Origin of the sequence: Aminivibrio pyruvatiphilus (assembly GCF_004366815.1) — a bacterium.
In the GTDB taxonomy this organism is placed as follows: domain Bacteria; phylum Synergistota; class Synergistia; order Synergistales; family Aminobacteriaceae; genus Aminivibrio; species Aminivibrio pyruvatiphilus.
This window is the reverse complement of record NZ_SORI01000004.1, coordinates 38,760-64,948: the sequence shown is the minus strand read 5'-3', so window position 1 is coordinate 64,948 and position 26,189 is coordinate 38,760. Positions and strand designations below refer to the sequence as shown.

Genomic DNA, 26,189 nt, shown 5'->3' with positions numbered 1-26,189 from the left:
TGTCAATAAAAAGGAGAGCCTCGGAAAATGAAGGCCTTGGAAGGGGTTCCGGTAACGGCTATAGTCCTCGCAGGCGGTTACGGCCGGCGGATGGGCGGAGAAAAACTGTTTCTTGAGATCAACTCTGTCCCCCTCGTTTTGAAGGTGCTCAGGAAAGTTTCCCGTTTTTCGGGAGAGGTTCTCCTTTCCGTGGCGCCGAGACAAACACCGTATGTTTCCGGCATGCTCTCGGGTATAATCTCTCAGTACGGCCTGCGCCTCGTGGAAGACAGGCAGGAAGGGAGCGGTCCCCTGGGCGGCATTCTGGAGGGATTGAAGCAGGCTTCCCTGAAGTGGTCTTTTGTCTGCGCCTGTGACATGCCATGGATTTCAGGGGCCGTCGTCAGGACCCTGTGGAGCTGCGGAGAGGAAGACGCCGACATTGTCGTGCCGAGGATCGGCGGATATTTCGAACCTCTCCACGCTTTTTACAGCAGGGAATGCATTCCTGCCATAGAGAGGGCGGTGCAGTCCGGAGAACGGAAGATCACGTCTTTTTATGACTCGCTGAAGGTGTCCCCAGTGGATGATGAGCATTTTTCCCATCTCCCGGGCTACAAAAAATCCTTCGGCAATCTGAACACAAGAAACGATCTCCTGGATCCGGGAAACGCACACCTCTTTGATTAACAGAGATTCTTGCACTTCGGGAAGGAGAACACCATGGAACAGCAGTACATTCGCAACTTCTGCATCATCGCCCACATAGACCACGGCAAGTCCACCCTTGCCGACCGTCTTCTCGAGAGCACGAGCACCATCGGCCTGAGGGACATGAAGCAGCAGATTCTCGACTCTCTCGACCTTGAACGGGAACGGGGCATAACCATCAAGCTCGTTCCGGTAAAGATGAACTATACGGCGAAGGACGGCAGGGAATATGTGCTCAACCTCATAGATACGCCGGGACACGTGGACTTCGGGTACGAGGTTTCCCGGTCCCTTGCGGCCTGCGAAGGGGCGCTGCTCGTGGTGGACGCCACCCAGGGCGTGGAGGCCCAGACCCTGGCAAACGCCTATATGGCAGTGGACCAGGGGCTCGAGATCCTCCCGGTGATCAACAAGATAGATCTTCCGTCCTCCAGGCCGGAGTACGTGATTCGGGAAATCGAGGACGTGGTGGGCCTTGACTGCGATCATGTCATCCTCGCCAGCGCCAAGGAGGGAAAGGGAATCGATGATATCCTGGAACGGGTAGTAGAGAAAGTTCCCGCTCCTTTGGGCGACCGGGAGGCTCCCCTCCAGGCGATGATTTTCGATTCCGTCTACGATAATTATAAGGGGGTCATCTGCTACATTCGCGTGGTAAACGGCAGGATCCGCCCGGGGCAGACCATCCGTTTCATGGCCACCGGAGGTGTCTTCCCCGTGGAGGAAGTGGGAGTGTTCCGCCCCGGTTTCCAGCCCTGCGATGAACTTGCCGCCGGAGAAGTCGGGTATGTGGTCTCCAATATCAAAACAGTGGCGGAAGCCCACACAGGCGATACCATCACCGACAACGGCAGGCCCGCTGCCTCGCCCCTCCCGGGCTACCGCAAGGTCAAGCCCGTGGTGTTCTGCGGGTTTTATCCCGTGGAGCGGGATGATTACCCTCAGCTCCGGGATGCCCTGGAAAAACTGACCCTCAATGATTCCTCCATCAACTTCGAGCCCGAGACGTCCGTGGCCCTCGGTTTCGGCTTCCGGTGCGGCTTTCTCGGCCTGTTGCACATGGATGTCTCGAAGGAACGGCTCCGGAGGGAGTTCGGGGTGGAACTCGTGGCTACAGCCCCCAACGTGGTCTACGAAGTTGTGACGAAGGACGGGGGCCTCATCGAGGCCCACAGGCCTTCCGATTTCCCCGAAATCGGCGAGATCCAGGAAGTCCGGGAACCGGTGATCAAGATCTCCCTTTTCGTTCCCACGGAGTATGTCGGGAAGGTGATGAAACTCTGCCAGGACAAGCGGGGCACCTATGTTTCCATGGATTATCTCGCTCCGGACAGGGTCCGGCTGGTGTATGAACTTCCACTGGCGGAATTCATCATCGACTTTCACGACAAGCTCAAATCCCAGACGAGAGGGTACGCCTCCCTTGACTACGAGTTCATCGGCCTGAAAGCGGCCGATCTCGTGAGGGTCGATGTGCTTGTGAGCGGCGAGGCTGCGGATGCATTTTCCTTCATCTGCCACCGGGATTCAGCCTATTACAGGGGGCAGGCGGCCGTGAGGAAACTGAAGGAGCTGATCCCCAGCCAGCTTTTCGAGGTTCCCATCCAGGCCTCCGTAGGAAAAAAAGTCATCGTACGCCAGAACGTGAAAGCCCTTCGCAAGGATGTTCTCGCCAAATGCTACGGAGGAGACATCACCAGGAAGAGGAAACTGCTCGAAAAGCAGAAGGAAGGGAAGAAGCGGATGAAACAGATCGGCAAGGTCTCCATTCCCCAGGAGGCGTTCCTCGCTTTCCTCCAGGTGGAAGAGGATGAGGAAAAATAGCTCCCTTTCACACGAAATCGGTTCTTCTCTGGGAGACCTTTCCGGACCCTTTTCTGTCTACATCCATATTCCCTTCTGCCTCCGGAAATGCCCTTACTGTTCTTTTTTCAGCGTTCCCGCAACACCCGGGGAGAGCGAAAAATACCTGGATCTGCTGAAAAAGGAGATCCTCTTTTACCGGGCATTCCTCGGGGAGAAATCCGAAGCGTCCACTCTGTACTTCGGAGGCGGCACGCCCACCATGCTTTCCCCGGGCCAGTGGGAAGACCTGCTGTCATTTCTGGAAGAGAACATTCCCGTTTCACCGTGCGCGGAAATTACGGTGGAGGCGAATCCGGAGTCTTTTTCGGAGAGGCATGCCGCCGTCTGGAAGAAGAGGAGGGTTTCCAGGGTAAGCATCGGCGTCCAGAGTTTTTCGGACGGTGATCTTCTCTGGCTCGGACGCCCCCATGATGCCTCAAAAGCATGCGAAGCCGTCAGGACTGCGGTCCTGGGAGGCTTTTCCGTCAGCGCCGACCTGATGTTCGGGCTGCGGGACCAGACGCTCCGGTCCTGGGCGGGTTCCGTGAAGACTGCACTGGGGCTCGGAGTGGACCATATTTCCCTGTACCAGCTCAGCATTGACGAAGGATGCCGGTGGAATTCCTCCCCCCCTTCCGGAAGAACGGACGGGTATCCTTTCTATAGGTGGAGCCAGTGGTATCTTCCCCGCAAAGGCTTCAGCCAGTATGAAATCGCCAGTTTTTCCCTGCCCGGGCGCCACAGCCGCCACAACACCGCCTACTGGCGGAGGGATCCCGTCCTGGGGCTTGGAGCAGGTGCCTGGGGTTTTCTCGGGGAAAAACGGTACCGGAATGAGGGCAGCCTTGAGGGGTACGCTTCTTCCGTTCGTGCCTTCGGGGGAAGCGTGGCCGGGATGGAGTCGGTCTCAGGGGAGAAGGCTGCCAGGGAAGCAGCTGTGCTTCTGCTCCGGACACAATGGGGCATTCCCTTCGACGCTTTTTCGCACAAATACGGTCAGGCAATACTTGACAGCATTCAGGATACCCTCAGGCGGGAAGCTCCCGCCGATTGTTTTTCGGAAAGCCCGGGCAGCCTTTCGCTGACACCGAAAGGGATGAGGGTCGCAAACGCCCTCTGGAGTCTGATAGTCTAAGAAAGATGAAAGGGGCTGCTCCTGTGGAATACGGAATGATCCGCTTTGGTTCCGGCGAAGATTACGTGGTGGAAGACGTGCTCATGTGCCTTGCGAGATTTTCGCCCCCACGGCCCGTGAAGGGATATGCGGTGAATGTTTCCGACTCTCTGCGGGGCGGCCTTTCCTTCATGGAAGGCGTGGACGGAGGAAACGGGTTCAACGGGGGGTCGCTGCTCCCCCTGTCGAGGGTCTATGTTTCCCTGGAGGAGGAGGGAGGATCCCTTCTCATCGCGGCGGACTCCATGGAGGAGCGGGCCCGCTGGATCAGCGGCAGGCTTGTTTCACGGTCGGGACGAAACTTCAGCGGTGTCATTCACCATACCTACCCAGGGACGGACTGGACGCTGGTAGGGGTCACTACGCCGGGATGGATGCTTCTTTTCGACGAGGACGCACCGGAAGCGGAGCAGGACATACTCGACAGCGAGGTCCACGTGGCCTACCTTCCTGCGGAGGAAAGGCTTATGACGTTTCTTTCTCCCGATAGAAGCACCGGGGAAGCTCTTTCTTTCCTGGCGGAATACCTGCTTTCATGCCTCCCCTTCAGGGAAGGGGAGGCATGAAAGCAGGACTCTTCAGACGGTAAGCTGCTTCTCGGCGGAAAGAAGGGCTTCCGTGATCTCGAACATGTTGGAGATCACTCCCGCGCCGATATCGGCAGTAATGCCGAAATGATTGGTGCAGGTGCCGCAGACGAGGATTCTGGTTCCCTTCTTCCGAAGAGCGGAGAGATGGTCGCAGGATGACGTGTTTTTCAGGGCGAGCTTGACGCCCTCGTTCATGAGCGCCACCACCGACGGCGGGTTTGAGAGCTGGGAGAGGGTTCCGAGGAAGCCCTTCATGAGCACTTCTCCCAATACCTGGTCTTCTCCTCCGATTACCCTGTCGGCAATCAGGACGGCCGTATTCTGCAAGGCCTTTTGCTGTTCTTCCGTTGCCTTGACGGCATTTTCCGGCCAGTCGCCTTTCGTCCCCCTGATGGTAATGGTTCCGTCCTCGTCTATGATCTGTACCCGAAATCCGTTTTTTTCAAGAAAACGCTGGACGTTGGAAGCGGACACCGCGTTGTCGAGGTAAATCTCGAGTTCCTTTTCTCCCGAGTCCACATGCGTTTTGGTCATCATGACCGGCTGGGGGCAGCTTTTGCCCCTGGCGTCGATCTTCGCCATACTGTCGCCTCCCCGAAGTGTTTTGAAAATCCCGACCCGTACAGCCTGCTATTATAGGGTAGAATATGGGCGGGAGCAAAGTATTTTCCTCCACCCGGCCTTTTACGGTGCGGGACGCTTGCCCTTTCGTTGTACACTTCTTTTCTCCGGAGAAAGGTGATGTTTCTTCCATGAAGGCACAGAATGCAGAAAAAAACAGGCTCCGCTCTCTCCCGGCCATGGACAGCCTCCTTGGCATGCCGGACATGGAGCCCTTTCTGGAAAGCATGGGCAGAGAGGCGGTGAAGACAGTCCTTGGGGACGCCATGGACTCCCTCCGGAAAAAAATTCTCGAAGGCGAGGGGGCCGAACCTTCCGCGGAATCCGTCCTGACACTGGCTCTTCCCGTACTTGCCGCCAGGGCCGGAAAAAGTCTCAGGCCGGTAGTGAACGCCACGGGCGTGGTGATTCACACGAACCTCGGCAGGTCATGCCTGGCCCCCGAGGCCAGGGACGCGGTTCTGGCCGTGGCCGACAGGTACAGTACCCTCGAATACGACATTTCCGAAGGCAAGCGGGGGCACAGGAGTGATCACGTGGAATGGCTCCTGAAGGAAATCACCGGTGCCGATGCGGGGCTGGTGGTGAACAACAACGCCGGGGCGGTCCTTCTCATGCTGGCCGGGCTGTGCGCCGGAAAAGAAGTTATCGTCTCCAGGGGGGAACTCGTGGAAATCGGAGGATCCTTCCGCATTCCCGACATAATGGCCTTTTCGGGCGCCCGTCTCGTGGAGGTGGGGTCCACGAACAGAACCCACCTGAAGGATTACGGAAACGCGGTGACGGAAAACACGGCAGCTCTTCTGAAGGTCCACCCGTCGAATTTCCGGATGGAGGGTTTTACCTCCTCGGTCCCGAGAGAAGAGCTTAACGGCCTTGCCAAAGAAAGAGGACTCCTTTTCCTGGAAGACCTGGGGAGCGGAACCCTCATCGACATGGCCCCCTTCGGTCTGAAGGGGGAGCCGACAGTCTCCTCGTGCCTCCGCGCGGGAGTGGACCTTGTGACTTTTTCCGGAGATAAAATGCTCGGCGGACCCCAGATCGGGGGCCTGGCCGGAAAGAAGGAGATTGTGGACAGGCTGCGCAGTTATCCTCTTCTGAGGGCGCTGAGAGTAGACAAGATGACCCTCGCCGCCTTCGAGGCAACCCTCCGCCTCTATCTTTCCGGGAGGCATCTCAGGATTCCGACTCTCGCCATGCTGAATGAAACAGGCGATTCCCTCCGAAAGAAAGCCCGGAGACTCTCTGATAAACTGAAAAGGATTCTCCCGGCGGGTACCGTTTCCCTGACGGAAGCCGATGACGCCGTGGGCGGAGGCGCCTTTCCGGCAGAACGGCTTCCGGGATGGGCAGTGGGAATTGTCCTGGAATCCGTAGGGAGCGCCGGGACGATCCTCTCCCTTCTGAGAACTCTCCCTGTTCCTGTTATAGCAGGCGCCCGGGACAATGTGGTTCTCCTTCACGTCCGCACTCTCCTTCCGGGAGACGAAGAAAGAATCTGCGATGCCTTCAGGGCCATCGCTTCCGGGAGGTGATGCCGTGGACCGCCGGGAAATTTCCCTTGTGCTCGGAACGGCAGGTCATATCGACCATGGAAAGACAACCCTCGTGAAAGCCATAACCGGGGTTGACTGCGACCGCCTCAGCGAGGAAAAAAAGCGGGGAATAACCATCGAGCTCGGATTCGCCCCCCTCGTCCTTGACGACGGCAGGATTGTCAGCATTGTGGATGTCCCCGGTCATGAACGGTTTATCCGCCAGATGGTGGCCGGAGCCTCCGGAATTGACGGGGTGCTTCTCGTGGTGGCCGCCGACGAGGGGGTAATGCCCCAGACAAGGGAACATCTCGAGATACTGAAACTCCTCGGCGTAAAGGACGGGCTTGTCGCCGTGACGAAAACGGACTCTGTGGATGAGGAATTCCTGGAGCTCGCCCTTGAGGATGTCCGTGATTTCCTTCGCGGTTCATTCCTGGAAGGAAAACCGGTAATACCCGTTTCCGCACTTTCCGGGACGAACCTTTCTCTTCTCCGGGAGGAACTCGGGAGTCTTGTGGACCGAATCCGCCCGAGGCCCAGGAAAGGCCCTTTCTTCCTTCCCATTGACCGGACATTCCCCGTGGCGGGTTTCGGCGCCGTGGTCACCGGGACTGCCTACAGGGGGGAAATATCCGTCGGCATGGAAGCCGCGGCTCTCCCCTCAGGTAGCGAAGGCAGGATCCGCAGCGTGCAGGTGCACGGAGCCGGTGTCCAGACGGCCTGGGCCGGACAGAGGGTCGCTGTGAGCGTCGCGGGGATTTCTTCCGATGGGCTGTCCAGGGGTGATGTCCTCTGCGCAAAGGGTGTCTACAGGACCACGCGGTGTTTCGAGTGCGAACTCCGTCTGCTTGAGAGCGCCGGAGAGCCGGTTCGTCACTGGCAGAGAGTACGCCTGCACATCGGGACCTCCGATGTGGTGGCCCGTATCGCCCTTCTCGAAAATCCCCTGCTCCAGCCTGGAGAGACCGCTCCGGCCCAGATCGTCGCCGAGGAGGATATCGTCTGCCTCGTGGACCAGCGCTTCGTCCTGCGGAGATACAGCCCCCTTGAGACCATCGCCGGCGGGAGAGTCCTGTTTCCCTACGCCGCCAAGCCCAAGGGCAGAAAAGCCAGGACCTCATGCATTGAAAGGGTACGGGACCTTGCCGCGGTCCACGACCCTGAAGAAAGGCTCCTTGCGCTGGTCAGGTCTTTTTCCATGCTGGAGCTTTCCGATGGAGCCCTCTTTATCCAGGAATCCCCCGGAGAAACTGCCCGCCTGGCGGAGAAGCTCAGGAAGAGGGAAGACATTGTGTTTCTCCAGGGGGAAAAAAAGCTCCTTCTTTCCAGGGAATGCTTTCTTCGGCTGGCGGGGAACGTGGAAGCCTTCCTCGGGTCCTACCACGACTCCCATCCGTCCCAGAAGGGTGCTCCTCCTGACGTGACAGCCCTTTCCTCTCTCAAATCCTTCGATTCGAGAACGGCGAAGGCTTTTCTCGAAGCCCTCGTTTCAGGCGGTTCCGTGGTACTCACGGAAGAAGGGCTTCTCCGCCTGGGAAATTTTCTGCCGAGAGACGACGAGGCCTTTGAAAGACGGTCCGCCGGGATCCTTTCCTTGTGCAGGGAAAGAGGATTCCAGCCTCCCGTGATTTCTGAGGCGAGAGAGATCCTCGCCATCGGAGAGGAGGCTTTTTCTACACTGCTCAACGGCATGCGGGAAACGGGCATGGTTTCCGTTGTGTCCGGAGAGTTTCTTCTTTCAGCGGAGGTGGAGAATGAGCTTCTCCGTATCCTCCTCCGGGAGAAAGACGGCATCACCCTGGCCCGGGTACGGGATATCACGGGGAGTTCGAGAAAATTCATTCTCCCGTTGCTCGAATATCTTGATGCGAAGGGGTTCACCCGGAGAGCGGGAGAGAAAAGGGTCCTTCTCGCGTCAAAGCTCCCCCGGGAAATTTCCGGTCCCTGAGGTACCGGGCCCCTGGCCCCGGGTCGGCATGAGCCCCCCTGACATTTGATATTTTTTCATATTTATGATAAGATTCATGCAACATTTGCAGTATTGGGAGTGACCCGAATGGCGACAATAACTTCGATCCGTGAACAGGTTGCGTTGTACAAGGGATTGAAAGTCCGGTACAGGACAGCCAAGGGGCGCCGCAAGGTTGAAGAACGCCAGGGAGTCATCCTGGAAACCTATCCGAACCTCTTTACCCTTTACGTCGAATCTCAGGATAGCAAGGTATCCTTCAGCTATGCGGAGCTTTTGACCCGCGAGGTAGAACTGGAGCTTCTTTCCGGAAGCAGGAACTGATCCCTTTCGAACGTCCGAAAAAAGACGCCCCGACACCCCTCCGTGCCGGGGCATCTTTTTTTTCTCTCGCAAGAGGAGGCCATTATGTCCTTTTTTGTCCATTCGGATGCCAAAATCAATATCTCGTTGCGGATCACCGGCAAACGGTCTGACGGATACCACGAACTCAGATCGGTTTTTTTGCGACTATCCTCGGTAGAATCATTGACAATTACACCGCAATATGATCATAATGTCCGGAACAGCCTGTCCGTTTACGGAGAGACCGTCCCGGGAAGAAACATACTTGAGGAAGTGCTGACCGCTGCCGGGCAGACCATGGATCTTCCACCCCTTCACATAAACCTTGTGAAGAATATCCCGCCGGGAAGCGGACTGGGCGGAGGAAGCGGAAACGCCGCGGCCCTGCTTTCCTGGCTGCAGCGCATGAGCGGGAGAAATAATCCCGGGCCGGGGGAATTCGGCTCCGATGTCCCCTTTCTTTTCAGCGATGCCGAATGGGCCGTAGTGAGCGGAAGGGGAGACAATATCATGCCTGTTTCCTCTCCACCGGAAACGCCTGCGGTTCTTGTTGCGGTTCCGTCCTGGGAGATGTCCACAAAAAGGGCTTTTTCTCTCCTCGAGAACACATACGGCGGACGGTTTCCCCTGAACGCCGGCGAGGCGGAAAAGGAAACGGAAGACATTCTGGGCGCTTTGCGGGCACAACGGCACGTCGGGCTTTTGCCGAACGATTTTCTGCCGGTGCTTCGGACTTTACACCCCCGGTATTCGGATCTCTTCAGCGCTTTCGGCGAATACGGCGCCACAGGCTGGGGAATAACGGGAAGCGGGAGTGCCTGTTTCGGGCTCTTCTACGAAAAAAGCGGCCTCGGCTGTTTTTTCAGAGATATGACGAAATACGACTGGATACGGAAAATTTTCTGCCTGGAGTGATGACGAAATGAAAGGACAAAGAACAGAAAGGCTTATCCGCACTGCGGCCAGGTTTTTAACCTGCCCTTCGAAGCAGCTTTCACTGACATCCCTTGCCGAGGACTTCCTTGTGTCGAAGACGGTCATCAGCGATGATGTGGCGATCATCGACGAAGCCCTTTCCCGGGAGGGGATGGGGGGGATCAGCGTCGACCGGGGAAGAACGGGCGGCGCGTCCTTCGTTCCGAGGATGGCGGCGGGGGTCAAGGACACCCTCCTCAAGGAAATAATGGACCTCCTCAACTGCGAAGACCGTTTTCTTCCCGGAGGGCTGGTCTATTACAGCGACATCCTCTTCAACCCCCACTACGCCCTCCGTCTCGGGTACGCCATGGCCTCCCTCTTCAGCGAGACGAGGCCGGACGTGGTCATGACATCCGAAGTCAAGGGCATTCCCCTCGCCATTTTTACCGCCCACGCCATGGGCATTCCCCTGGCGGTATGCCGTTTCCGGAACCGGGCGAGCGACGGATCGGCTGTCACCGTCCATTACCCCACAAAGAACGGCGATGTAAAAGCCATGTACATGGGAACCAAGCAGCTCGGAAAGGGGAAGCGGGTCCTCATAGTTGACGACTTCATGCGCGGCGGCAGTACGGCAGCCGGAATGCTCCTGGTAGCCAAGGAATTCGGTGCTGAGGTTGCGGGAACGGGAATTTTCATGGTTTCCTCTGACCCCGAGGTGAAGGCCGTTTCCTCCTACAAGGCTCTGCTTCGGCTTGACGGCGTGGAAAAGAGACAGCCGAAGGTGGCCCTGTGGGAGTGAGTCCAGGGATTCAGGCCGGGCGGGTTTGACGATAGCCCCCCGCTGATATACAATCCCTCTGACGGAAGGAGGTGACCACATCTTTCATGCGTGTATCTATTAATCAGGAAGAATGTATCGGCTGTGGTGTATGCGCTCAGGTGTGCCCCGAGGTCTTTTCCATGGACGAAGATGCAGGGGTTTCCAAGGTAATTCGCCCCGAAGGCGGCGATTGCGCTCAGGAAGCTGCCGAGAGCTGCCCTGTGGGCTGCATCGTTATAGAGGAGTAAATCGGCGGATTTTTTAGAAATATGGCATGCTCCTTGCATTTCCTCAGACCTGGGGCGTATAATGAGCAACGCTTCTTTCCGGGCCTATAGCTCAAGTGGTTAGAGCCACCGGCTCATAACCGGAAGGTTCCTGGTTCGAGTCCAGGTAGGCCCACCACGAAAATCGCCGTTTCCTTCCGGGGGAACGGTTTTTTTTATTTGGATTTGGGAGGAGGAAAGGCGATGCGAGTGAAGGATCTTCTCAGGAACCTTGACGCCATGGTTCCTTTCAGCTGGGCGGAGGAGTGGGACAATTCGGGACTCATCACGGGAAATCCCGAGTCTCCGGTGACGGGGGTCGCGGTATGCCTCGACCCGACTCCGGAAGCCATGGAATATGCGGCCGAAAATGGATGCTCCGTCCTGGTGAGCCACCATCCTCTCATCTTTTCCCCGCTGAAAAAGATTGATGTTTCCACCTGCACCGGAAAGGCCGTCGCCTTCGCGCTGAAAAAAGACATTGCCGTGATCTCCATGCATACAAACTGGGATTCGAGCCCGAGAGGCGTCAACGCCGCCATAGCCGGGGCCCTGGGACTGGAGTCCGTCTGCCCCCTTGTTCCCTCAGCCTCCGGTGCATGGGGACTCGGAGCCCTGGGAAATCTTCCAGCAGCTATGACAGGGCAGGAACTGGGGCAGATGATCCGTTCCGTGCTGAAGCTCTCCCGTCTCGACCTCTACGGCGCCCCCCACCGTTCAGTGAACAGGCTCGCACTGTGCGGAGGCTCCGGTGGCAGCCTGTGGGGCGGAGCGAAAGCTTCCGGGGCTGACGCCTACTTCACATCAGATGTGAAGTACCACGAAAGGCTGGAGGCCCTTGAGGGAGGACTTCTTCTCCTCATTGGAGATCACGGGGAAGCAGAGTCGTTTTCTCTCGAGGCACTGGCCGGGACTGTTTCCGAAGCCTCAGGATCCGGAGTTCCTGTTTTCAGAGGCATGCCCCGTGCCCCTGTCGTCATAGGCTGACATCATTCTAGCCTATGACGATTCCGGTTCAAATGATATGATATCTTAGATTTTTTGACGGATTTTTCCGGACATTTCCCATTCGAGGTGGTTAGAAATGAACCAGCGTGTTTTCAGCGGAATGAGACCCACAGGACAGCTCCACCTTGGGCATCTTGCGGGAGCCCTGACGAATTGGATCAAGCTCCAGGATGGGTATGATTGCTTCTACAGCATTGTTGACTGGCATGCCCTCATGTCGGACTATGCCGACAGCTCCAAAATAGAATCAAACTGCAGGGAGGTCCTTATCGACTGGCTTTCCTCCGGCCTTGACCCTGAAAAGTGCGTCATTTTCGTTCAGTCCCACGTCCCCCAGCACGCGGAGCTGCATCTTGCCCTTTCCATGGTCACACCGCTCGGCTGGCTCCAGAGATGCCCCACGTACAAGGAACAGATCATCAACATACAGAACAAGGACCTCAGCAATTATGCTTTCCTCGGATACCCTGTCCTCATGGCGGCGGACATTCTTCTGTACAAGGCGGGGATCGTGCCCGTGGGCGAGGATCAGAGCGCCCACCTGGAAATTGCCAGGGAAATGGTGCGGAGATTCAACGGCTTTTTCGGGGAGGTCCTGGTCGAACCCCAGATCATGCTGACCCCCACTCCGAAGGTTCCCGGAACGGACGGCAAGAAAATGAGCAAATCCTACGGAAATTCGATCAACCTTGCCGACAGCCCTGAGGATGTCTGGAACAAACTGCGGACCATGGTGACCGACCCTGCCCGGGAAAAACGCACCGACCCCGGCGATCCGGAAAAATGCCCTGTCTGGGATATCCACAAGGTCTTCAACAACAGCGACAGTGAAAAAGCCGAGATAGCGGAGGGCTGCAGGACCGCAGGCATCGGCTGCGTGGACTGCAAGAAGAAGCTGAAGGTTCATGTGGAGAGGGTAATGAACCCCATACGGGAGAAACGGGCATATTACGAAAAAAATCCCGATCTTCTCGGGGACATCCTCAGGGAGGGAGCAGTGAAGGCCGGGGCTGTCGCCCGCAAAACCATGGACGAGGTTGTGGCCGCCCTGGGATTCGTCCGGAGAGGGTAGGTCGATGATGTGGTTCCGAACCACAACCTGAGCGGTTTTCAGGCGGAGGTAAGCGGTTTTTCCGGCCCTTTCGACCTGCTATGCTACCTGGTGGAAAACAGACAGCTCGATGCGGCCGGTATTTCCGTCGGTCAGGCCGTCAGGATCTACGGAGCCTACCTGGCCAACACGAGGCGGGTCTCCGTTGCCGTGGTCTCCGAATTTTTGACCCTGGCGGCCTCTCTGGTGCTGAACAAGATCAGGTTCCTTCTCCCGGGGAAAGCCGGAGGGCAGGAAGATGACCAGTCCGGCATGGAAGATGAACCCCTTGACGGGTACGATGTGGAGGAAAAACTTTCCCGGTACAGGCCATACCGGAAAGCAGCCTTTTTCCTTTGGAACAGGAAGGAAAAGCAGGATTTCGTTTTTTTCCGTCCTTCCTCCGGGGAAGAAGGACAATCCTGGGACCTCGGCGACCTCTACGGACTGTGCAGTCTCTGGTGGGACCTTCTGGAAGAAAAAAGGTCCTCCGGTTCTTCGGGAAAGCTCTCCTGGATGGACAGGGAAGATGACTGGGAAGGAATGCCTGTTCCGCTGCCGGATGAGGAGCAGATCGACATGAAGATTTCGGAGATAATGGGGATTCTCAAAAAATCCCCGGCGTTCTCCTTCTCGGGCCTTCTCGGAAACGGCAGAAACGTGGGCGTTTTCGTCGTGACGCTTCTTTCCCTGCTCGAAATGAGCAGAATGGGGCGAATCCGCATCGTACAGGAGGAGCTGTTCAGGGATGTGCTCATATACAGTGTCTGAAGGCATTTCCGACACCGGCCGAAGGATTCAGGCGATCCTCTTCGTCGCCGGAACTCCTGTTGCGGCTGCGGAACTTGCAGAGGTCCTGTCCCTGCCTCTTTCAATCATCTCAGGAGAAATACGGCGACTCGGAGACTTCCTCAGGAGGACCGGATCGGGGCTTCTCCTCCAGGAAACTGCAGGAGGATGGCGGATGGTGACGGCAGAGGACGTGGCCGATACAGTCTCCCTGTTCCGCGATACAGCCCAGACGCAGAAGATCCGCCTGAGCAGGGCAGCGGTCGAAACGCTGGCCGTGATCGCCTACAACCAGCCGGTGACCAGGAGCGAAGTGGAGGACATCCGGGGGGTCAGGTGCGAACGGGTGATTGAAACACTCCTTTCTCACGGGATGATCAGAATCGCCGGAAGAAAAAAAGGCACCGGCTCACCGCTGCTCTACAGGACCACGGACCTCTTTCTGGAGACCTTCGGCCTTTCCTCCATTTCAGAACTTCCCACCCTTGAGGAGCTTCAGGAACTTGCGCCGCCGCCCGAAGAAAAGCCCCGGAAGGAATCGGCCGGTCAGCCGAAAGAAATCGGGGACGGCGGAGAGGGGATGATCTGCCGTGAATGAAGGGATCAGGCTCAACAGGTTCCTGGCCATGTGCGGGCTGGGAGCGAGAAGAAAGGTCGAGGATATCATTTCTTCCGGCCGTGTTAAGGTGGACGGAAAGGTGGTTCTCATGCCGGCATACCGTGTGGACGAAGGAAATGAAGTTACCGTCGACGGCAGCCGTGTTCAGCCTGAAAGCAAAGTGTACGTCGTTATGAACAAGCCTGCGGGCTGGGTCTGTTCCGTCAGCGATCCCTTTGATCCGGTCATAGCCGGCCTGCTTCCGGAAAAGTACCGCTCCTTCCGCCTGTTTCCCGTGGGTCGGCTCGACAGGGAAACAGAAGGCCTGCTGATCCTCACCAATGACGGCACCTTCGCCCAGGAGGTGCTGCACCCCTCCCGGAGAATACTGCGGGAATACCACGCCCTTCTCGACAGGGAAATTAACCGGAAATCCGCCAGGGAGTGGCTTTCCGGCGTGGAGCTCGACGGGCGTCTGCTGAAGCCGGCAAGTGTTCTTATCCTTGACCGGGAACCAGCGGGCAGGTGGGTCTCCGTGGTCCTGGCGGAGGGGGTCAAGCGGGAGGTGCGCCGGATGGCCCAAAGTCTCGGCTTTGAAGTCGAAGTGCTTGTTCGGAAAAGAATTGGTAAAATGGAGCTGAAGGAACTTCCTGCGGGAAAGTTCGTCGAGATGTCCCGCGGGGAACTCTGGAATGCGATCCGGTCGGGGGGAAGCGTTTAGGTCATTCAAGGAGGGCGGAAGATGGACGGAATTGACGAGCGGTCACGGGAACTCATTAAAACACGCATCCTCAACAAAATAAAGGAAATCAAATCTTTTCCGCAGTTCGTCGTGGAAACGATGCGCAAACTGAATGACCCGGACAGCAGCGCCCAGGATGTGGCCGCCAGCCTTTCCCGGGACGAGGGGCTTGTTATCCGGACCCTCAAGCTGGCCAATTCCGCTGCCTATGGAATTTCCAGGGAGATTTCGAGCGTCGCGGAAGCCATCGCTCTCCTGGGGTACAAGAACATCAGCAACATCGTTCTCTCGGCCTCGGTTTACTCCGTGATGGACAAATCCCTCACGGGATATGCCCTTGACAGGGGAGCCCTCTGGCGCCATTCCCTCACCGTGGCCTATGCGGCACGGTACATTTCCCAGAAGACCAGGAAAGCCCTTCCGGAAGAAGCCTACGTCGGAGGGCTTCTTCACGATATCGGGAAAGTGGTGCTGAACGATTATGTCCGTTTCGGATACGGCATCATCGTCAAACTGGTGGAGGAGCAGCAGATTCCCTTCCTCGACGCCGAAGTCCAGGTTCTCGGGTTTGACCACGCCGCTGTGGGAACCCTTCTGGTAGAAAAATGGGGACTTCCCGACCCCTTCAGATTTGCGGTGGCGTATCACCACTCTCCCAACGCCCTTCAGGAACCGAAATACCAACCCCTGGTCGACGTGGTCCATATCGCAAACTCCCTCTGCCTCATGCTCGGCGTCGGACTCGGCGCCGACGGCCTCCAGAGCTATCTCTATCCAGAGTCGCTGGAAAGGCTCGGCATCACCGATTATGAACTTCTCATGTCCGAATTGGTGGATTTCGTCGCCCAGGCAGAGGCGGAGCTGTCGGAAATGGAGGAAGCTTTCCAATGACGGCCCAGCCGCTCATTGTGGCCATCGACGGACCGGCCGGAGCCGGAAAAAGCACCGTGGCGAAACTGGTAGCCGGATCCCTGGGGGTTCCCTATCTTGACACCGGGGCGTTGTACAGGGCGCTTGCCCTCTTTCTTGACGCCAGGGGCATTCCGCCCGTGGAATGCGATGCACTGTATTCAGCCCTTCAGGAGGTCTCCCTGGAAATAACCGAAAAAGAAATCCTGCTCGAGGGAAAAAACGTCGGGGCCGAAATACGCACTCCCCGCATCGACACCGTTGTTTCCGCCTACGCATCGCTGCCCATGGTCAGGAACCGCCTCCTTGACCTCCAGCGGGAACAGGGAAAAAGGAAAGGTCTTGTAGCGGACGGGCGAGACATGGCGACCGTCGTATTTCCTGATGCCCGGGTGAAGATTTTCCTCACCGCATCTGACGAGGAAAGGGCACGGCGCCGTTTTCTCGAACTCAGGGAGCGGAAGGAAAACGCACGCTATGAAGATGTGCTTGAACAGATACGGGAGAGGGACCGGGCGGACAGCAGCCGCTCCACAGCTCCGCTGCGGAAGGCCGATGACGCGGTCGAGCTGAGTACCGACGGACTGACTATCGGGGAAGTGACCGGCAGTGTGCTCGCTCTGGTGAGAGAAATCCTGAACAAGGAGAATCATAATGACGCTGTCCAATAAACTCTTTTATTTTTTTGTAAAATGGTTCTTTTACATCTCCCTCAAGGTGTACAACAGGATTTCAATCCGTTGGCTCTCTCCGCTTCCGCGCCGGAATTACATCGTCATAGCCAATCACTGCAGCAACCTTGACCCCGTGGTCATGGGAGCAATTTTCCCCGGAAGGCTCCGCTTTCTCGCCAAGGCAGAGCTCTTTGAGCCCTTCATTTTCGGGAGCATGGTCCGTGCACTGGGCGCCACTCCAGTGCTGAAACAGGACAGCCAGAGCGCCGGAGCCGCATTGAGGGCATTTTTGAAGCTGCTCGATGACGGTGAAAATGTGCTTCTGTTTCCGGAGGGAGGCCGATCTCTGGACGGAAAGCTCCAACCCCTTGAAGGAGGGGCCGCCCTTATCGCCCTGAAATCGGGCGCACCGGTCGTCCCGGCCTTTGTCGCCGGAACTTTCGAGGCCATGCCTCCGGGCTCAAAATTCGTCAAGCCCCTCCATCTTTCGGTGGTTGTCGGCGAGACCATTGAAACAGCAGAATATGCAAGACTTGGCAGGGAGGGGCGAGATCTGCTGCTCAAAAAACTGGAAGAAGAACTGGTTTCCCTCGAGCCCAGGGCCCGGGCCCTTCTTTGACGGTCATGCCTGAACGTAAGGCGGTGATAGCGGGACTGGAACTCCCGGATCAGCCTTTTTCTCCCTCGGTGCTTCTTGAGGAGCTGGAGCTTCTCCTCGGAAATCTGGGCATAGCGTCCGCAGGTTCGGTCATACAGCGGCGAAGCAGGCCCGACCCGGCTTTTCTCCTAGGGAAAGGCAAGGCGGAAGAACTGGCTCTCTTCTGCAAAAGCGTGGGCGCAACGCTTCTCGTATGCAACGAATCGCTGACTCCGGGGCAGAAAAACAACCTCCAGAAAGCCACAGGCGTGGAGGTGTGGGACCGGCCCTTTGTCATTATGAAAATCTTCGAGCTCCGGGCAAGTTCTTCCGAAGCGAAAATGCAGGTGGAGATGGCGCTGTGCAAATATGAGATACCTCACCTGAAGGGACTCGGAGCGCAGATGTCCCGCCTCGGGGGCGGAATCGGGACCAGGGGCCCGGGAGAGACGGAATTCGAGCGCCACAGGAGAAAGCTTGAGCGGCGTGTGCGGGACATCAGCAAAAAACTCGGAGTGCTGAAAAGAAAGAGGACCCTGCAGCGTGACCGGAGGAAGAAAATGAATCTTCCCGTTGTTTCGCTGGTGGGATATACGAACAGCGGAAAATCATCCCTCCTCAGGGCGCTGAGCAGGGATGCGTCTCTTGTGGCGGAGAACAGGCTCTTTTCAACCCTGGATACGTTCATGAGGAAAGTGAGACTGCCGTCGGGAAGGGAGATTCTGCTTTCCGATACAGTGGGCTTCATCAGGGACCTTCCTCCCGGCCTCGTGGCGGCTTTCAGGACAACACTGGAAGAAATCGTGTCGTCCGCTTTTCTCGTTTTTGTTCTGGATGTAGCCGCTCCGGATTACCAGGAGGTTCGGGAAGTCGTCGAGAAAACTGTTCAGGAGATCGGCGGAGGAGAGATTCCCCGTTTTTTTGCCCTGAACAAATGCGATCTTCTCGCCCCGGATGAAAGCCGGGCTGTGGAGGAGAAGTTCAGGGAGGCGGGAGAAGCAGCCGTTTCAATCAGCGCCCTTTCCGGAACAGGGTTGCCCGAGCTGCTCGCAACCCTTGACGCCTTTCTCCAAAAGACGGAGACGATTTCCAGAGAAGGGAATGGGGACTCATGATACGCAGCATGACGGGTTTTACAAGGGAAAGCAGAAACTTCGAGTGGGGAACCCTCACCATAGAGATTTCCTCGGTGAACCACAGGTACCAGGAACTTACGATCCGTCTGCCGAGGGAACTCGCCTCCTTCGAATCGGCAATCGGAGGCCTTCTCCGTTCCGGCCTGGGACGGGGGAAGGTACGGTTCTTCGCCGAAATAAGCTGGGCTCCGAGGTACAGGGCCCTCGCCATTGACGGGGACGTCCTCCGCAATTATTATACCCAGATCCTCTCTCTCTCGGAGGAACTCGGAACCGGGCAGAAACCGGGGCTTCCGTCCCTTCTGTCCCTTCCGGGCGTTCTCGACTCGCCCTCCGTGCTCTCCATGGTGGAGGGGCAGGTGGGCGGGGCCCTTGAAGAAATCGTGGGGACCGGAATTACAAGCCTTGCCGGGATGCGGGAAAGAGAGGGTGAGAACCTGCGGCGGGCGGTCGACGGGTATCTTTCCTCCTTTGAATCCCTCGTCGGTTCCATTGAAAAATACTGGACCGGAAAAAAGGAGGAGCTCTTCGAAGAACTCAGGAAACGGGTCACCCTTCTGCTTGAAGGAGTGACGACTGAAGCTGATCAGGGGCGGGTAGCCCAGGAACTTGCCCTTATGGGGGACAAATGGGACATTTCCGAAGAGTTCGTCCGTTCCAGGAGCCATTGCAGACAATTCCGCACCATCCTTGAAGGCCCCTCTTCCGAGGGGAGAAAACTTGATTTCCTGATTCAGGAGATGAATCGGGAAGTCAATACCATGGGATCCAAAATAACGGATGCCGAGCTCCGCTGGATGGTGGTGGAGGCAAAGACTCTCCTGGAGAAAATCCGGGAACAGGTTCAGAACGTGGAGTGACCGTGATGACGGCAAAGCTTGTTCATATCGGATTCGGCAATATGATCGTAGGGGAGAGGATCGTGGCAATCATTCATCCCACCTCGGCTCCCATCAAGCGTCTCAAGGAGGAAGCGAAGGAACAGGGCAGGCTCATTGACGCCACCCAGGGCCGAAAAACGAGGGCGATTCTGATCACCGACAGCAACCATGTAGTGCTTTCGGCAATTCAGCCCGAGACAATCGTGAACAGATTCGAGGAAGATATTGAGGATGAATCGCTCGGACAGGGGTAAGCTCTTTGTCCTTTCCGGCCCAAGCGGCGCCGGCAAGGGAACACTGCGGAAAAAAGTCTTCGAAACGGTGCAGGGCATCCGTTTTTCGATATCATGCACCACAAGGCCTCCCCGGCAGGGAGAGAAGGAGGGCATAGACTATCGGTTTATTTCCGAAGAAGCCTTTCTTTCCCTTCTGAAGGAGGACAAGTTTCTCGAACATGCGGAAGTCCATGGACATTACTACGGAACCCTCAGGGAAGACGTGGAGCAGGCACTTTCAGGCGGCCTTGATATGGTACTCGAAATTGACGTCCAGGGAGCTTTCCAGATAAGGGAAAAAATGCCCGAGAGCGTCCTTGTGTTCGTCTCTCCTCCTTCCCTCGAAGAACTTGAGCACCGCCTGAGGGAAAGGGGAACGGAGAGCGGTGAACATCTCCGGCTCAGGATGAAAAATGCCAGGCTTGAGATGATGAAAGCCAAAGATTATGATTACGTTATAGTGAACGATGACGCCGAACGGGCTTCCGAAGAACTGAAGTCCGTAATTACCGGCTACAGATCAATCAGGGAGGAACGAAAATGATTTTCTACGATATGGATTCTCTGGCCCAAAAACAGGGTATAAACAACAAATATCTCCTCACCGCCGCAGTGGCAGCCCGTGCCCGGGCTCTCAGCGAACAGAAAGGGCGTACCCTTGATGAGGACAACGAAAAATTCATCTCCACAGCCCTTCAGGAATTTGATCTCGGCGCAGTCCGCCTCTCCCTGGAGCAGGAATCCGCCCCGGAGAACGGAGCCGATTCCTGATTCGCCATGCCTGACTGGAAGCAGAAGAGAAAAGTCGTTCTCGGCATAACGGGAGGCATTTCCGCCTATAAGACCCCGGAGATCGTACGTGCTCTCGTGAAATCCGGGTGTGACGTGGAGGCAGTGCTCACCTCCGACGGCGAAAAGTTCGTCAGCCCCATGGTACTGTCCACACTGGCCGGCAAACGGGTCTGGAGACAATCCGACTTCCTTTCCGATGACGCGGGGTGGAAAATACCCCATATTACGCTGGCGGACTGGGCTGATGTGGTCATCGTCGCCCCCTGCACAGCGGAAACACTGTCGAACATGGCCAGGGGGGCGGGAAAGGAATTGCTCTGCTCTCTGCTCCTTGCTACCGGAGCGCCCGTAGTGGTGTTCCCGGCAATGAACGTGAATATGCTCAATCATCCCGCTACGGCCAGAAACATGGAAATCCTGAAGGAAACGGGAATCATCATTGCCGATCCGGAAACGGGAAGCCTGGCATGCGGATACGAAGGCAAAGGCAGGCTCCCCTCCGTGGAGGTTATTCTGGAGGAAATGTGGAAAACCCTGTGCCCTTCAAAAAAACTCGAGGGAAAAAATGTCCTCGTCACCGCCGGCCCCACCTGGGAATTTCTTGATCCCGTCAGGTTTCTCAGCAATCCCAGCACGGGGAAGATGGGGTATGCCATGGCGAGATCTGCATGGTACAGAGGCGCCTCGGTAACCTTTGTCCATGGTCCTGCCGCCTTTTCCAACCTCAGCGGGTTTGACGTCAAGTCCGTTGTGTCTGCAGAGGAAATGAAGCGGACGGTTCTGGCCCTTTCAGAAGAAATGGACTATATCGTCAAGGCGGCCGCAGTGGGCGATTTCCGGGCAGCCTCCTTCAGCGACAGAAAAATCAAGAGGGCGAATGCCGACGCTGTCACGGTGGACCTGGTCCAGAACACGGACATTGCCGCTTCGCTCGGGGAGCGGAAGCGGCAGGGACAGACTCTCATCGGCTTCGCCGCTGAAAGCCACGACCTGCTGGCCAACGCCTCCGAAAAAATGAAGCGGAAAAATCTCGATTATATTGTTGCCAATGACATAACCGCCTCCGGTTCAGGTTTCGGGACCGACACCAACTCGGTCAGGCTTCTTTCCAGGGACGGGAGCGCCGACGAATTCTCCGGAACAAAGGAGGATGTGGCCGAAAGGGTGTGGAACAGAATTCTTGAAGAGGACTGGCTTCTGTGAATAATGTGGGGGCTCCCTGTTTCTGCAATGTCATCGTACCGGGACCATGGTGGAACCCCCTGACCTATGAACTGCCTTCACCCCTTCCCCGCGGATGCCGCCTGAGGATACCTGTAGGCAGGGGAACGCGGTTCGGAATAGCGGATTCATTTTTTGCCTCCCTTCCGGAAAAAGAATCATTCACCGTTCGTCAGGCGGAGATTCTTTGCGATGGCGGCCCCCTGGTAACGGACGAAGAACTCGATCTCATCAACTGGACCGGAAAGACCTTCCTCTGCGGTCCCGGCGAGGTTTTGAAAATTGCCGTGCCGCCTGACGTTCTCTCCTGCCCCGGCTCTCTTGAAGACTTTACCCCAGCAGAAGGGCCTTTTCCGGAGGTCCCCGGCCAGTACGAAGAGATGTTCCTCTATGAATGCGACACCTCCTCCCGGTGGAAAAAACTTGCAGAATCCCTGAACAACGGTCATCCCTTCCTTGCCCTTTTCCCGGAACAGAGGATGGCAGCAGCGTTTTTTGACGTTCTTTCACCCACGGCCAGGGAAACTTCTCTCCTGTGGCCCCCGACAGGAGGGAAAAAACTGCACGATGCCTGGCTTGCAGCACGAATGGGGCGGGTTAGAGGCATTATCGGGGGGCCGGGAGCCGTTTTCGCCCCGCTCTGCCGTATCCGCTCCGTCATTGTGGATGAAGAAAGCAGCGGCGCTTACAGGACCTACAGGCGCCCCTTTCTCAACATCAGGTCGGTTGCCGCCAGAAAGGCCCTTTTGGCACAAGCGGCCCTCATCCTTTCAGGACGGCTGCCTTCCTCGAGGGTATACCTTCGCGGAAAACCGAAATGCACCCGGCGCCCTCCCCGGGAGTCAGTAAAGCTTGTGGATCTGAAAGACAGCTTTTCTTCCGAATTCCAGGGCATCTCGGGTTCCCTTCCCCTTTCCGCCGCGCTTTTCTCAGAAACAACGCGGGTCCTTGCCGCGGGGAAAACGGCTCTCTGGCTTCTGGACAGAAAGGGATACGCAGGCGAGGTGGCCTGCGAGGAATGCGGAAATCCCCTTTTATGCAGTTTCTGCGGACGGGTCGCAGCCTGGGAGGAAAAACGCCGGAGACTCAGATGCACTTCCTGCGGCAGGGTTTTCCCCCTTCCTGAGGCCTGCCCCTCCTGCAGGGGAGTCCTTCTCACAGGGAAGCGCCCCGGTCTTGAGGCCCTCCTTCCAGTGGCCCGGGCGGCAGCGCCTGATAAGAAACCGGTGCTTGTCTGGGATGGAACAAAAGCCTCGGGAAAGAAGGCAGCCCAGGAACTCAGAAAAGAATTCGCGGAGGGGGGCATCGTCCTGGGAACCCGTTCCGCCCTGGCTCTGTGCGACATGGCCGACGTGGGCTTCGCTGCGTGGATCGACGCCGACAGCGAAGTGAGGAGTGTTTCATTTCAGGCGAAATTCACGGCCTTTTCCATGATGTGGGAATCTCTCTGGAGAGGAAGCCCGGATGGGCGCACCGTCCTCCTCCAGAGCAGGCGTCCGGGCAGCGGGTGGCAAAAGGGGATGCTTCTCGGCTGGGATCATTTCTGGAACGATGAACTCCGCGAAAGAAGGGAACTCGAGCTGCCTCCTTTTTCGTTTCTTCTCGAGATCAAGTCTCCTTCCCAGCGCCTGAAAGAGAGTATAATGGCGAAACTGGAGGAAACAGGGCTGGTCCCGATGGATCCGGGAGAACCGCCTCTTGTCTTCTGGGTGACGGTTCCTTCACCGTCCAGGGTTCAGAATGCCCTTGCTCCCTTTTTTTCCATAGGAAACTCCAGGACCGGTTTTCCCGAAATTACCGTCTGGATAGATTGAGCCCAAGGAGGAAATAGTATCCATGCCAGTAGTATCCATCATCGGAAGACCGAATGTCGGCAAATCATCGCTTTTCAACCGGCTTATCGGCCGGCGGGAAGCCATCGTCGACGATATGCCGGGGGTAACCAGGGACAGGCTGTACGGCGAGGTGGAGTGGAGGGAAAGAAAGTTTTACGTTATCGACACCGGGGGTTTTCTCGCCAAGGATGAAAACGCCTTCGTCCACGGTATGAGACAGCAGGTCGCGACGGCCATCGCCGAAAGCGATCTCGTCCTCTTCGTCATCAATGGAAGGGAAGGCCCCACGTGGATGGACGAAGACGTTGCAGATATGCTGAGAAAATCAGGAAAACCCGTCATCGTCGTGGCAAATAAAATTGACGAGGGAGTCCACGAAGACTCCGTCTTTCAGGCCTACTCCCTGGGATTTGAGGATGTCATAGGGATCAGCGCCGAACACAAAAGATATATTTACGACCTTCTGGACCTCATTCTTGATAAGATTCCCAAAGACGCTCCCGTCCCCCAGGATGACAGTGCCGTGAGAGTGGCCATCGTAGGCAGGCCGAACGTGGGCAAATCAAGTATCCTCAACCGGCTTGCAGGGGAAGAGCGGGCCCTGGTGAGCGATATACCCGGAACTACCAGGGATGCCCTCGACACCCTTGTAAAAATTGGCGACACCACATTCCGCCTGATCGACACCGCCGGCCTGAGGAGAAAAAGCCGGGTCGAAGACAACATCGAATATTATTCCTACGTGAGAACACTTCAGGCCATCGACAGGTGCGATGTCGCCCTCCTCGTAATGGATGCCGAAGAGCCCTTTACCGATCAGGACAAAAAACTTGCGGGGGAAATCATCGAACGGGGAAAAGGGATTGTGCTTCTTCTGAACAAATGGGATCTCCTCGGGAAGAAAGAGACCCTCGGAGATTCCATGAAAAAGAAGCTAAAGGATGAAATGGTCTTCGTTTCCCATGCGCCTGTGCATTTCGTCTCTGCCCTTACGGGAAGAGGGATGCAGAAAATATCGGACCTTGTGATCAAAGTGTTCGAAAACCGGAAGAAACGGATAAAAACCACTTTATTAAACAGGCTTCTCCGTGATATCCTCGCCTTTGACAGGCTTCCCACCGACAACAGGGGGAGAGCTTTCAAGATATTTTACTGTACCCAGGCAGAGATCGAGCCGCCGACGTTTATCTTTTTCGTCAATTATCCGGAACTGGCTGAAAAGGCATTTGAAAACCATATCGAAAACGAATTGCGGGAACTTGAAGACTTCGAAGGGGTACCTCTTCGCATTTTCTGGCGGGGAAAAGAGGAAAAATGAAGTTTAATGCTTGACCAGAACTGGACTTGCTGGTAATAATAAACGTAATGATGGTTCGGACCTGAGTTGGCTTTATTTTACTCGAACCGGTACCACATTTTAATCCAGAGGAGGCTGTAAAAGGTGACCAAAGCAGAACTCGTAACTGAGGTTGCAAAGGCGACAGGGTTGAACAAAAAGGCTTCCGGCGCTGCCGTCGGAGCGATTTTCGAAGCCATCGAAAGTGCCCTTGCAAAGGGTGAAAAGGTTCAGCTGGTTGGCTTCGGAACGTTCGAAGTCCGTGAAAGAGCTGCCCGTGAAGGCCGGAACCCCCAGGATCCCAAGAAAGTCATCAAGATCCCTGCGAAGAAGGTTCCCGTTTTCAGGCCCGGAAAAGCTCTCAAGGACAAGGTGGAATAATCGCTCTCCTTTCTTTTTTTGGTTGGCCTCTTCTCTTTTTTTGAAGAAGAGGCCTTCATTTTTTTGCTCTCCGGTACAATGCAAGCCATTTTTCTCCGGAAAGCTCTTCAGCCCTCGAATTCTCCCCTATCCCCAGATCTGCAAATACCTCCGGCCACGGAACATCATCCCTGAAGGCCTTCAGGTTTTTCAGCAGCTTTTTTCTCCTCTGGGCAAAACCGCTCCTGAGCATTCCTCTCCAAAAGACGTCCGTGGCAAGTTCCCGGTGTTCTTTCCCCAGGGATATTTCCAGCAGGCAGGAATTGACCGCCGGAACAGGACGGAAAGCCGTCGGCGGAACATTCAGCACATTCCGGACACTCCCCGTCAATTCAAGGGTTACCCCCAGCGGATACCGTTCTTTCGTGGCGGGAGGAGCAATCATTCTGTCTGCGGCCTCTTTCTGGACCATGAGCAGAAAATAGGCGGCAGAAGGAAGGGTCTCGAGAAGTTTCCAGAGCAGGGGGGTCGTTATATTGTAGGGGATGTTTGCCACCACCTTGTCCGGAGCAGGGGAAAGCAGAGAAAAGTCTGCCTCCAGCGCGTCGCCCCAGATGAGGCGAAAGCGGGCGGGGTGGAGAAGGGGGATATCGGAAAGAAAAGGCTCCAGTCCCCTGTCGATTTCCATGCTGTACAAAAAGGCGCATGGAGAGGCAAGGAGCTCCCTGGTGAGCACTCCCTGGCCCGCTCCCACCTCCAGAAGAACATCTCCGGGCGCAGGAGCGGCCCTTTCGACGATTTTCCGGAGAATGTTCCTGTCGGCAAGAAAGTTCTGCCCCAGGCTCTTTTTATGGCGGAACGGCTTCCTTTCAACCATGCTGTTTTCACTCCCATGAGAATACAAAAAAAGCGGGGCTGTAAAACCCCGCTTGTCATTTCTGGTCGGGACGAGAGGATTCGAACCTCCGACCACCTGCACCCCATGCAGGTACGCTAACCAGACTGCGCTACGTCCCGTACTGACCGGGATATTCTACCCTTTTCCGGCGCATCGGTCAAGGGAGAAAAATAATGTACTCTTTTGAAAAAAGGGGGAGAAGCAATGCCTCTCCCCCCAGCGTACCGTG

At 56.5% G+C, this 26,189-nt stretch carries 29 protein-coding genes and 2 tRNA genes; 28 read left to right on the top strand and 3 right to left on the bottom strand.

Annotated elements, in window-relative coordinates:
* Positions 1 to 27 precede the first annotated feature (27 nt).
* Genes mobA through C8D99_RS04470 form a run of 4 tightly spaced genes read left to right on the top strand, consistent with a single transcriptional unit; the run spans position 28 to position 4,275 of the window.
* The gene (mobA, locus tag C8D99_RS04485) at positions 28 to 669 is read left to right on the top strand and encodes a molybdenum cofactor guanylyltransferase (protein WP_133956843.1); all 642 of its coding nucleotides are present in this window, start codon (positions 28 to 30) and stop codon (positions 667 to 669) included.
* A gap of 33 nt (positions 670 to 702) precedes the next feature.
* Positions 703 to 2,514 (top strand): translation elongation factor 4, encoded by a 1,812-nt coding sequence (lepA, locus tag C8D99_RS04480; protein ID WP_133956841.1) that lies wholly within the window; start codon positions 703 to 705, stop codon positions 2,512 to 2,514.
* Positions 2,501 to 3,670 carry a radical SAM family heme chaperone HemW gene (gene hemW / locus C8D99_RS04475; RefSeq protein ID WP_133956839.1) on the top strand — a complete coding sequence of 390 codons (1,170 nt, stop codon included), beginning with the start codon at positions 2,501 to 2,503 and terminating at the stop codon, positions 3,668 to 3,670. Before lepA ends, hemW begins: the two co-directional genes overlap by 14 nt.
* A 35-nt stretch (positions 3,671 to 3,705) precedes the next feature.
* On the top strand, positions 3,706 to 4,275 hold the full coding sequence (locus C8D99_RS04470; RefSeq protein WP_208321077.1) for a hypothetical protein: 570 nt from the start codon (positions 3,706 to 3,708) through the stop codon (positions 4,273 to 4,275).
* 12 nt (positions 4,276 to 4,287) lie between these two features.
* Here the strand turns inward: C8D99_RS04470 and yedF are convergent, their stop codons facing one another.
* Positions 4,288 to 4,881, bottom strand: a complete 594-nt coding sequence (yedF, locus tag C8D99_RS04465) for a sulfurtransferase-like selenium metabolism protein YedF (protein WP_133956835.1) — start codon at positions 4,879 to 4,881, stop codon at positions 4,288 to 4,290.
* Between the two features lie 170 nt (positions 4,882 to 5,051).
* Here yedF and selA point away from each other — a divergent pair, with 170 nt between their 5' ends.
* The 24 genes from selA to C8D99_RS04345 all read left to right on the top strand — a co-directional run bounded on the left by selA (position 5,052) and on the right by C8D99_RS04345 (position 25,083).
* Positions 5,052 to 6,455 (top strand): L-seryl-tRNA(Sec) selenium transferase, encoded by a 1,404-nt coding sequence (selA, locus tag C8D99_RS04460; RefSeq protein ID WP_133956833.1) that lies wholly within the window; start codon positions 5,052 to 5,054, stop codon positions 6,453 to 6,455.
* Positions 6,456 to 6,459: 4 nt separating this feature from the next.
* A complete protein-coding gene (gene selB / locus C8D99_RS04455) occupies positions 6,460 to 8,406 on the top strand; it encodes a selenocysteine-specific translation elongation factor (RefSeq protein ID WP_133956831.1) in 1,947 nt (648 codons plus the stop codon).
* Positions 8,407 to 8,514: 108 nt separating this feature from the next.
* Complete coding sequence (locus tag C8D99_RS04450; RefSeq protein ID WP_133956829.1) at positions 8,515 to 8,751, top strand: Veg family protein; 237 nt, start codon at positions 8,515 to 8,517, stop codon at positions 8,749 to 8,751.
* 294 nt (positions 8,752 to 9,045) lie between these two features.
* Entirely contained in the window at positions 9,046 to 9,687 is a 642-nt protein-coding gene (locus C8D99_RS04445) for a GHMP family kinase ATP-binding protein (RefSeq protein WP_208321076.1), read from the top strand.
* 7 nt (positions 9,688 to 9,694) lie between these two features.
* The gene (locus tag C8D99_RS04440; protein ID WP_133956825.1) at positions 9,695 to 10,492 is read left to right on the top strand and encodes a phosphoribosyltransferase family protein; all 798 of its coding nucleotides are present in this window, start codon (positions 9,695 to 9,697) and stop codon (positions 10,490 to 10,492) included.
* Positions 10,493 to 10,578: 86 nt separating this feature from the next.
* A complete protein-coding gene (locus C8D99_RS04435) occupies positions 10,579 to 10,761 on the top strand; it encodes a ferredoxin (RefSeq protein WP_133956824.1) in 183 nt (60 codons plus the stop codon).
* A gap of 80 nt (positions 10,762 to 10,841) precedes the next feature.
* Positions 10,842 to 10,918 (top strand) — tRNA-Ile (locus C8D99_RS04430).
* A 65-nt stretch (positions 10,919 to 10,983) separates the two neighbouring features.
* On the top strand, positions 10,984 to 11,766 hold the full coding sequence (locus C8D99_RS04425) for a Nif3-like dinuclear metal center hexameric protein (RefSeq protein ID WP_133956822.1): 783 nt from the start codon (positions 10,984 to 10,986) through the stop codon (positions 11,764 to 11,766).
* 97 nt (positions 11,767 to 11,863) lie between these two features.
* Positions 11,864 to 12,859 (top strand): tryptophan--tRNA ligase, encoded by a 996-nt coding sequence (gene trpS, locus C8D99_RS04420; RefSeq protein ID WP_133956820.1) that lies wholly within the window; start codon positions 11,864 to 11,866, stop codon positions 12,857 to 12,859.
* 9 nt (positions 12,860 to 12,868) lie between these two features.
* On the top strand, positions 12,869 to 13,648 hold the full coding sequence (locus C8D99_RS04415) for a segregation and condensation protein A (protein ID WP_133956818.1): 780 nt from the start codon (positions 12,869 to 12,871) through the stop codon (positions 13,646 to 13,648).
* Complete coding sequence (gene scpB / locus C8D99_RS04410) at positions 13,641 to 14,264, top strand: SMC-Scp complex subunit ScpB (protein ID WP_243833834.1); 624 nt, start codon at positions 13,641 to 13,643, stop codon at positions 14,262 to 14,264. Before C8D99_RS04415 ends, scpB begins: the two co-directional genes overlap by 8 nt.
* Positions 14,257 to 14,985, top strand: coding sequence for a pseudouridine synthase (locus C8D99_RS04405; protein ID WP_243833833.1), 729 nt, complete (start codon positions 14,257 to 14,259; stop codon positions 14,983 to 14,985). The genes scpB and C8D99_RS04405 overlap by 8 nt, the downstream gene beginning before the upstream one ends.
* Positions 14,986 to 15,006: 21 nt before the next feature.
* Positions 15,007 to 15,897, top strand: a complete 891-nt coding sequence (locus C8D99_RS04400; protein WP_133956813.1) for an HDOD domain-containing protein — start codon at positions 15,007 to 15,009, stop codon at positions 15,895 to 15,897.
* Positions 15,894 to 16,586, top strand: a complete 693-nt coding sequence (cmk, locus tag C8D99_RS04395; RefSeq protein ID WP_133956811.1) for a (d)CMP kinase — start codon at positions 15,894 to 15,896, stop codon at positions 16,584 to 16,586. The genes C8D99_RS04400 and cmk overlap by 4 nt, the downstream gene beginning before the upstream one ends.
* The gene (locus C8D99_RS04390; protein WP_133956803.1) at positions 16,570 to 17,208 is read left to right on the top strand and encodes a lysophospholipid acyltransferase family protein; all 639 of its coding nucleotides are present in this window, start codon (positions 16,570 to 16,572) and stop codon (positions 17,206 to 17,208) included. Before cmk ends, C8D99_RS04390 begins: the two co-directional genes overlap by 17 nt.
* A 5-nt stretch (positions 17,209 to 17,213) precedes the next feature.
* Positions 17,214 to 18,341 (top strand): GTPase HflX, encoded by a 1,128-nt coding sequence (hflX, locus tag C8D99_RS04385; RefSeq protein WP_133956801.1) that lies wholly within the window; start codon positions 17,214 to 17,216, stop codon positions 18,339 to 18,341.
* An 8-nt stretch (positions 18,342 to 18,349) separates the two neighbouring features.
* Positions 18,350 to 19,222, top strand: a complete 873-nt coding sequence (locus C8D99_RS04380; protein ID WP_208321075.1) for a YicC/YloC family endoribonuclease — start codon at positions 18,350 to 18,352, stop codon at positions 19,220 to 19,222.
* 5 nt (positions 19,223 to 19,227) lie between these two features.
* The gene (locus C8D99_RS04375; RefSeq protein WP_133956797.1) at positions 19,228 to 19,497 is read left to right on the top strand and encodes a DUF370 domain-containing protein; all 270 of its coding nucleotides are present in this window, start codon (positions 19,228 to 19,230) and stop codon (positions 19,495 to 19,497) included.
* Positions 19,475 to 20,062, top strand: coding sequence for a guanylate kinase (gene gmk / locus C8D99_RS04370; RefSeq protein ID WP_133956795.1), 588 nt, complete (start codon positions 19,475 to 19,477; stop codon positions 20,060 to 20,062). The genes C8D99_RS04375 and gmk overlap by 23 nt, the downstream gene beginning before the upstream one ends.
* Positions 20,059 to 20,289, top strand: a complete 231-nt coding sequence (locus tag C8D99_RS04365) for a DNA-directed RNA polymerase subunit omega (RefSeq protein ID WP_133956793.1) — start codon at positions 20,059 to 20,061, stop codon at positions 20,287 to 20,289. Before gmk ends, C8D99_RS04365 begins: the two co-directional genes overlap by 4 nt.
* A gap of 6 nt (positions 20,290 to 20,295) precedes the next feature.
* The gene (coaBC, locus tag C8D99_RS04360) at positions 20,296 to 21,513 is read left to right on the top strand and encodes a bifunctional phosphopantothenoylcysteine decarboxylase/phosphopantothenate--cysteine ligase CoaBC (protein WP_133956791.1); all 1,218 of its coding nucleotides are present in this window, start codon (positions 20,296 to 20,298) and stop codon (positions 21,511 to 21,513) included.
* On the top strand, positions 21,510 to 23,345 hold the full coding sequence (locus tag C8D99_RS04355) for a primosomal protein N' family DNA-binding protein (RefSeq protein ID WP_133956789.1): 1,836 nt from the start codon (positions 21,510 to 21,512) through the stop codon (positions 23,343 to 23,345). Before coaBC ends, C8D99_RS04355 begins: the two co-directional genes overlap by 4 nt.
* A 22-nt stretch (positions 23,346 to 23,367) precedes the next feature.
* Positions 23,368 to 24,684 carry a ribosome biogenesis GTPase Der gene (gene der, locus C8D99_RS04350; RefSeq protein WP_133956787.1) on the top strand — a complete coding sequence of 439 codons (1,317 nt, stop codon included), beginning with the start codon at positions 23,368 to 23,370 and terminating at the stop codon, positions 24,682 to 24,684.
* 123 nt (positions 24,685 to 24,807) lie between these two features.
* Complete coding sequence (locus tag C8D99_RS04345) at positions 24,808 to 25,083, top strand: HU family DNA-binding protein (RefSeq protein ID WP_133956785.1); 276 nt, start codon at positions 24,808 to 24,810, stop codon at positions 25,081 to 25,083.
* Positions 25,084 to 25,138: 55 nt separating this feature from the next.
* On the opposite strand, the gene rsmA is transcribed toward C8D99_RS04345, so the two are convergent.
* Positions 25,139 to 25,939 carry a 16S rRNA (adenine(1518)-N(6)/adenine(1519)-N(6))-dimethyltransferase RsmA gene (rsmA, locus tag C8D99_RS04340; RefSeq protein WP_133956783.1) on the bottom strand — a complete coding sequence of 267 codons (801 nt, stop codon included), beginning with the start codon at positions 25,937 to 25,939 and terminating at the stop codon, positions 25,139 to 25,141.
* Between the two features lie 62 nt (positions 25,940 to 26,001).
* Positions 26,002 to 26,079 (bottom strand) — tRNA-Pro (locus tag C8D99_RS04335).
* Positions 26,080 to 26,189: the final 110 nt, after the last annotated feature.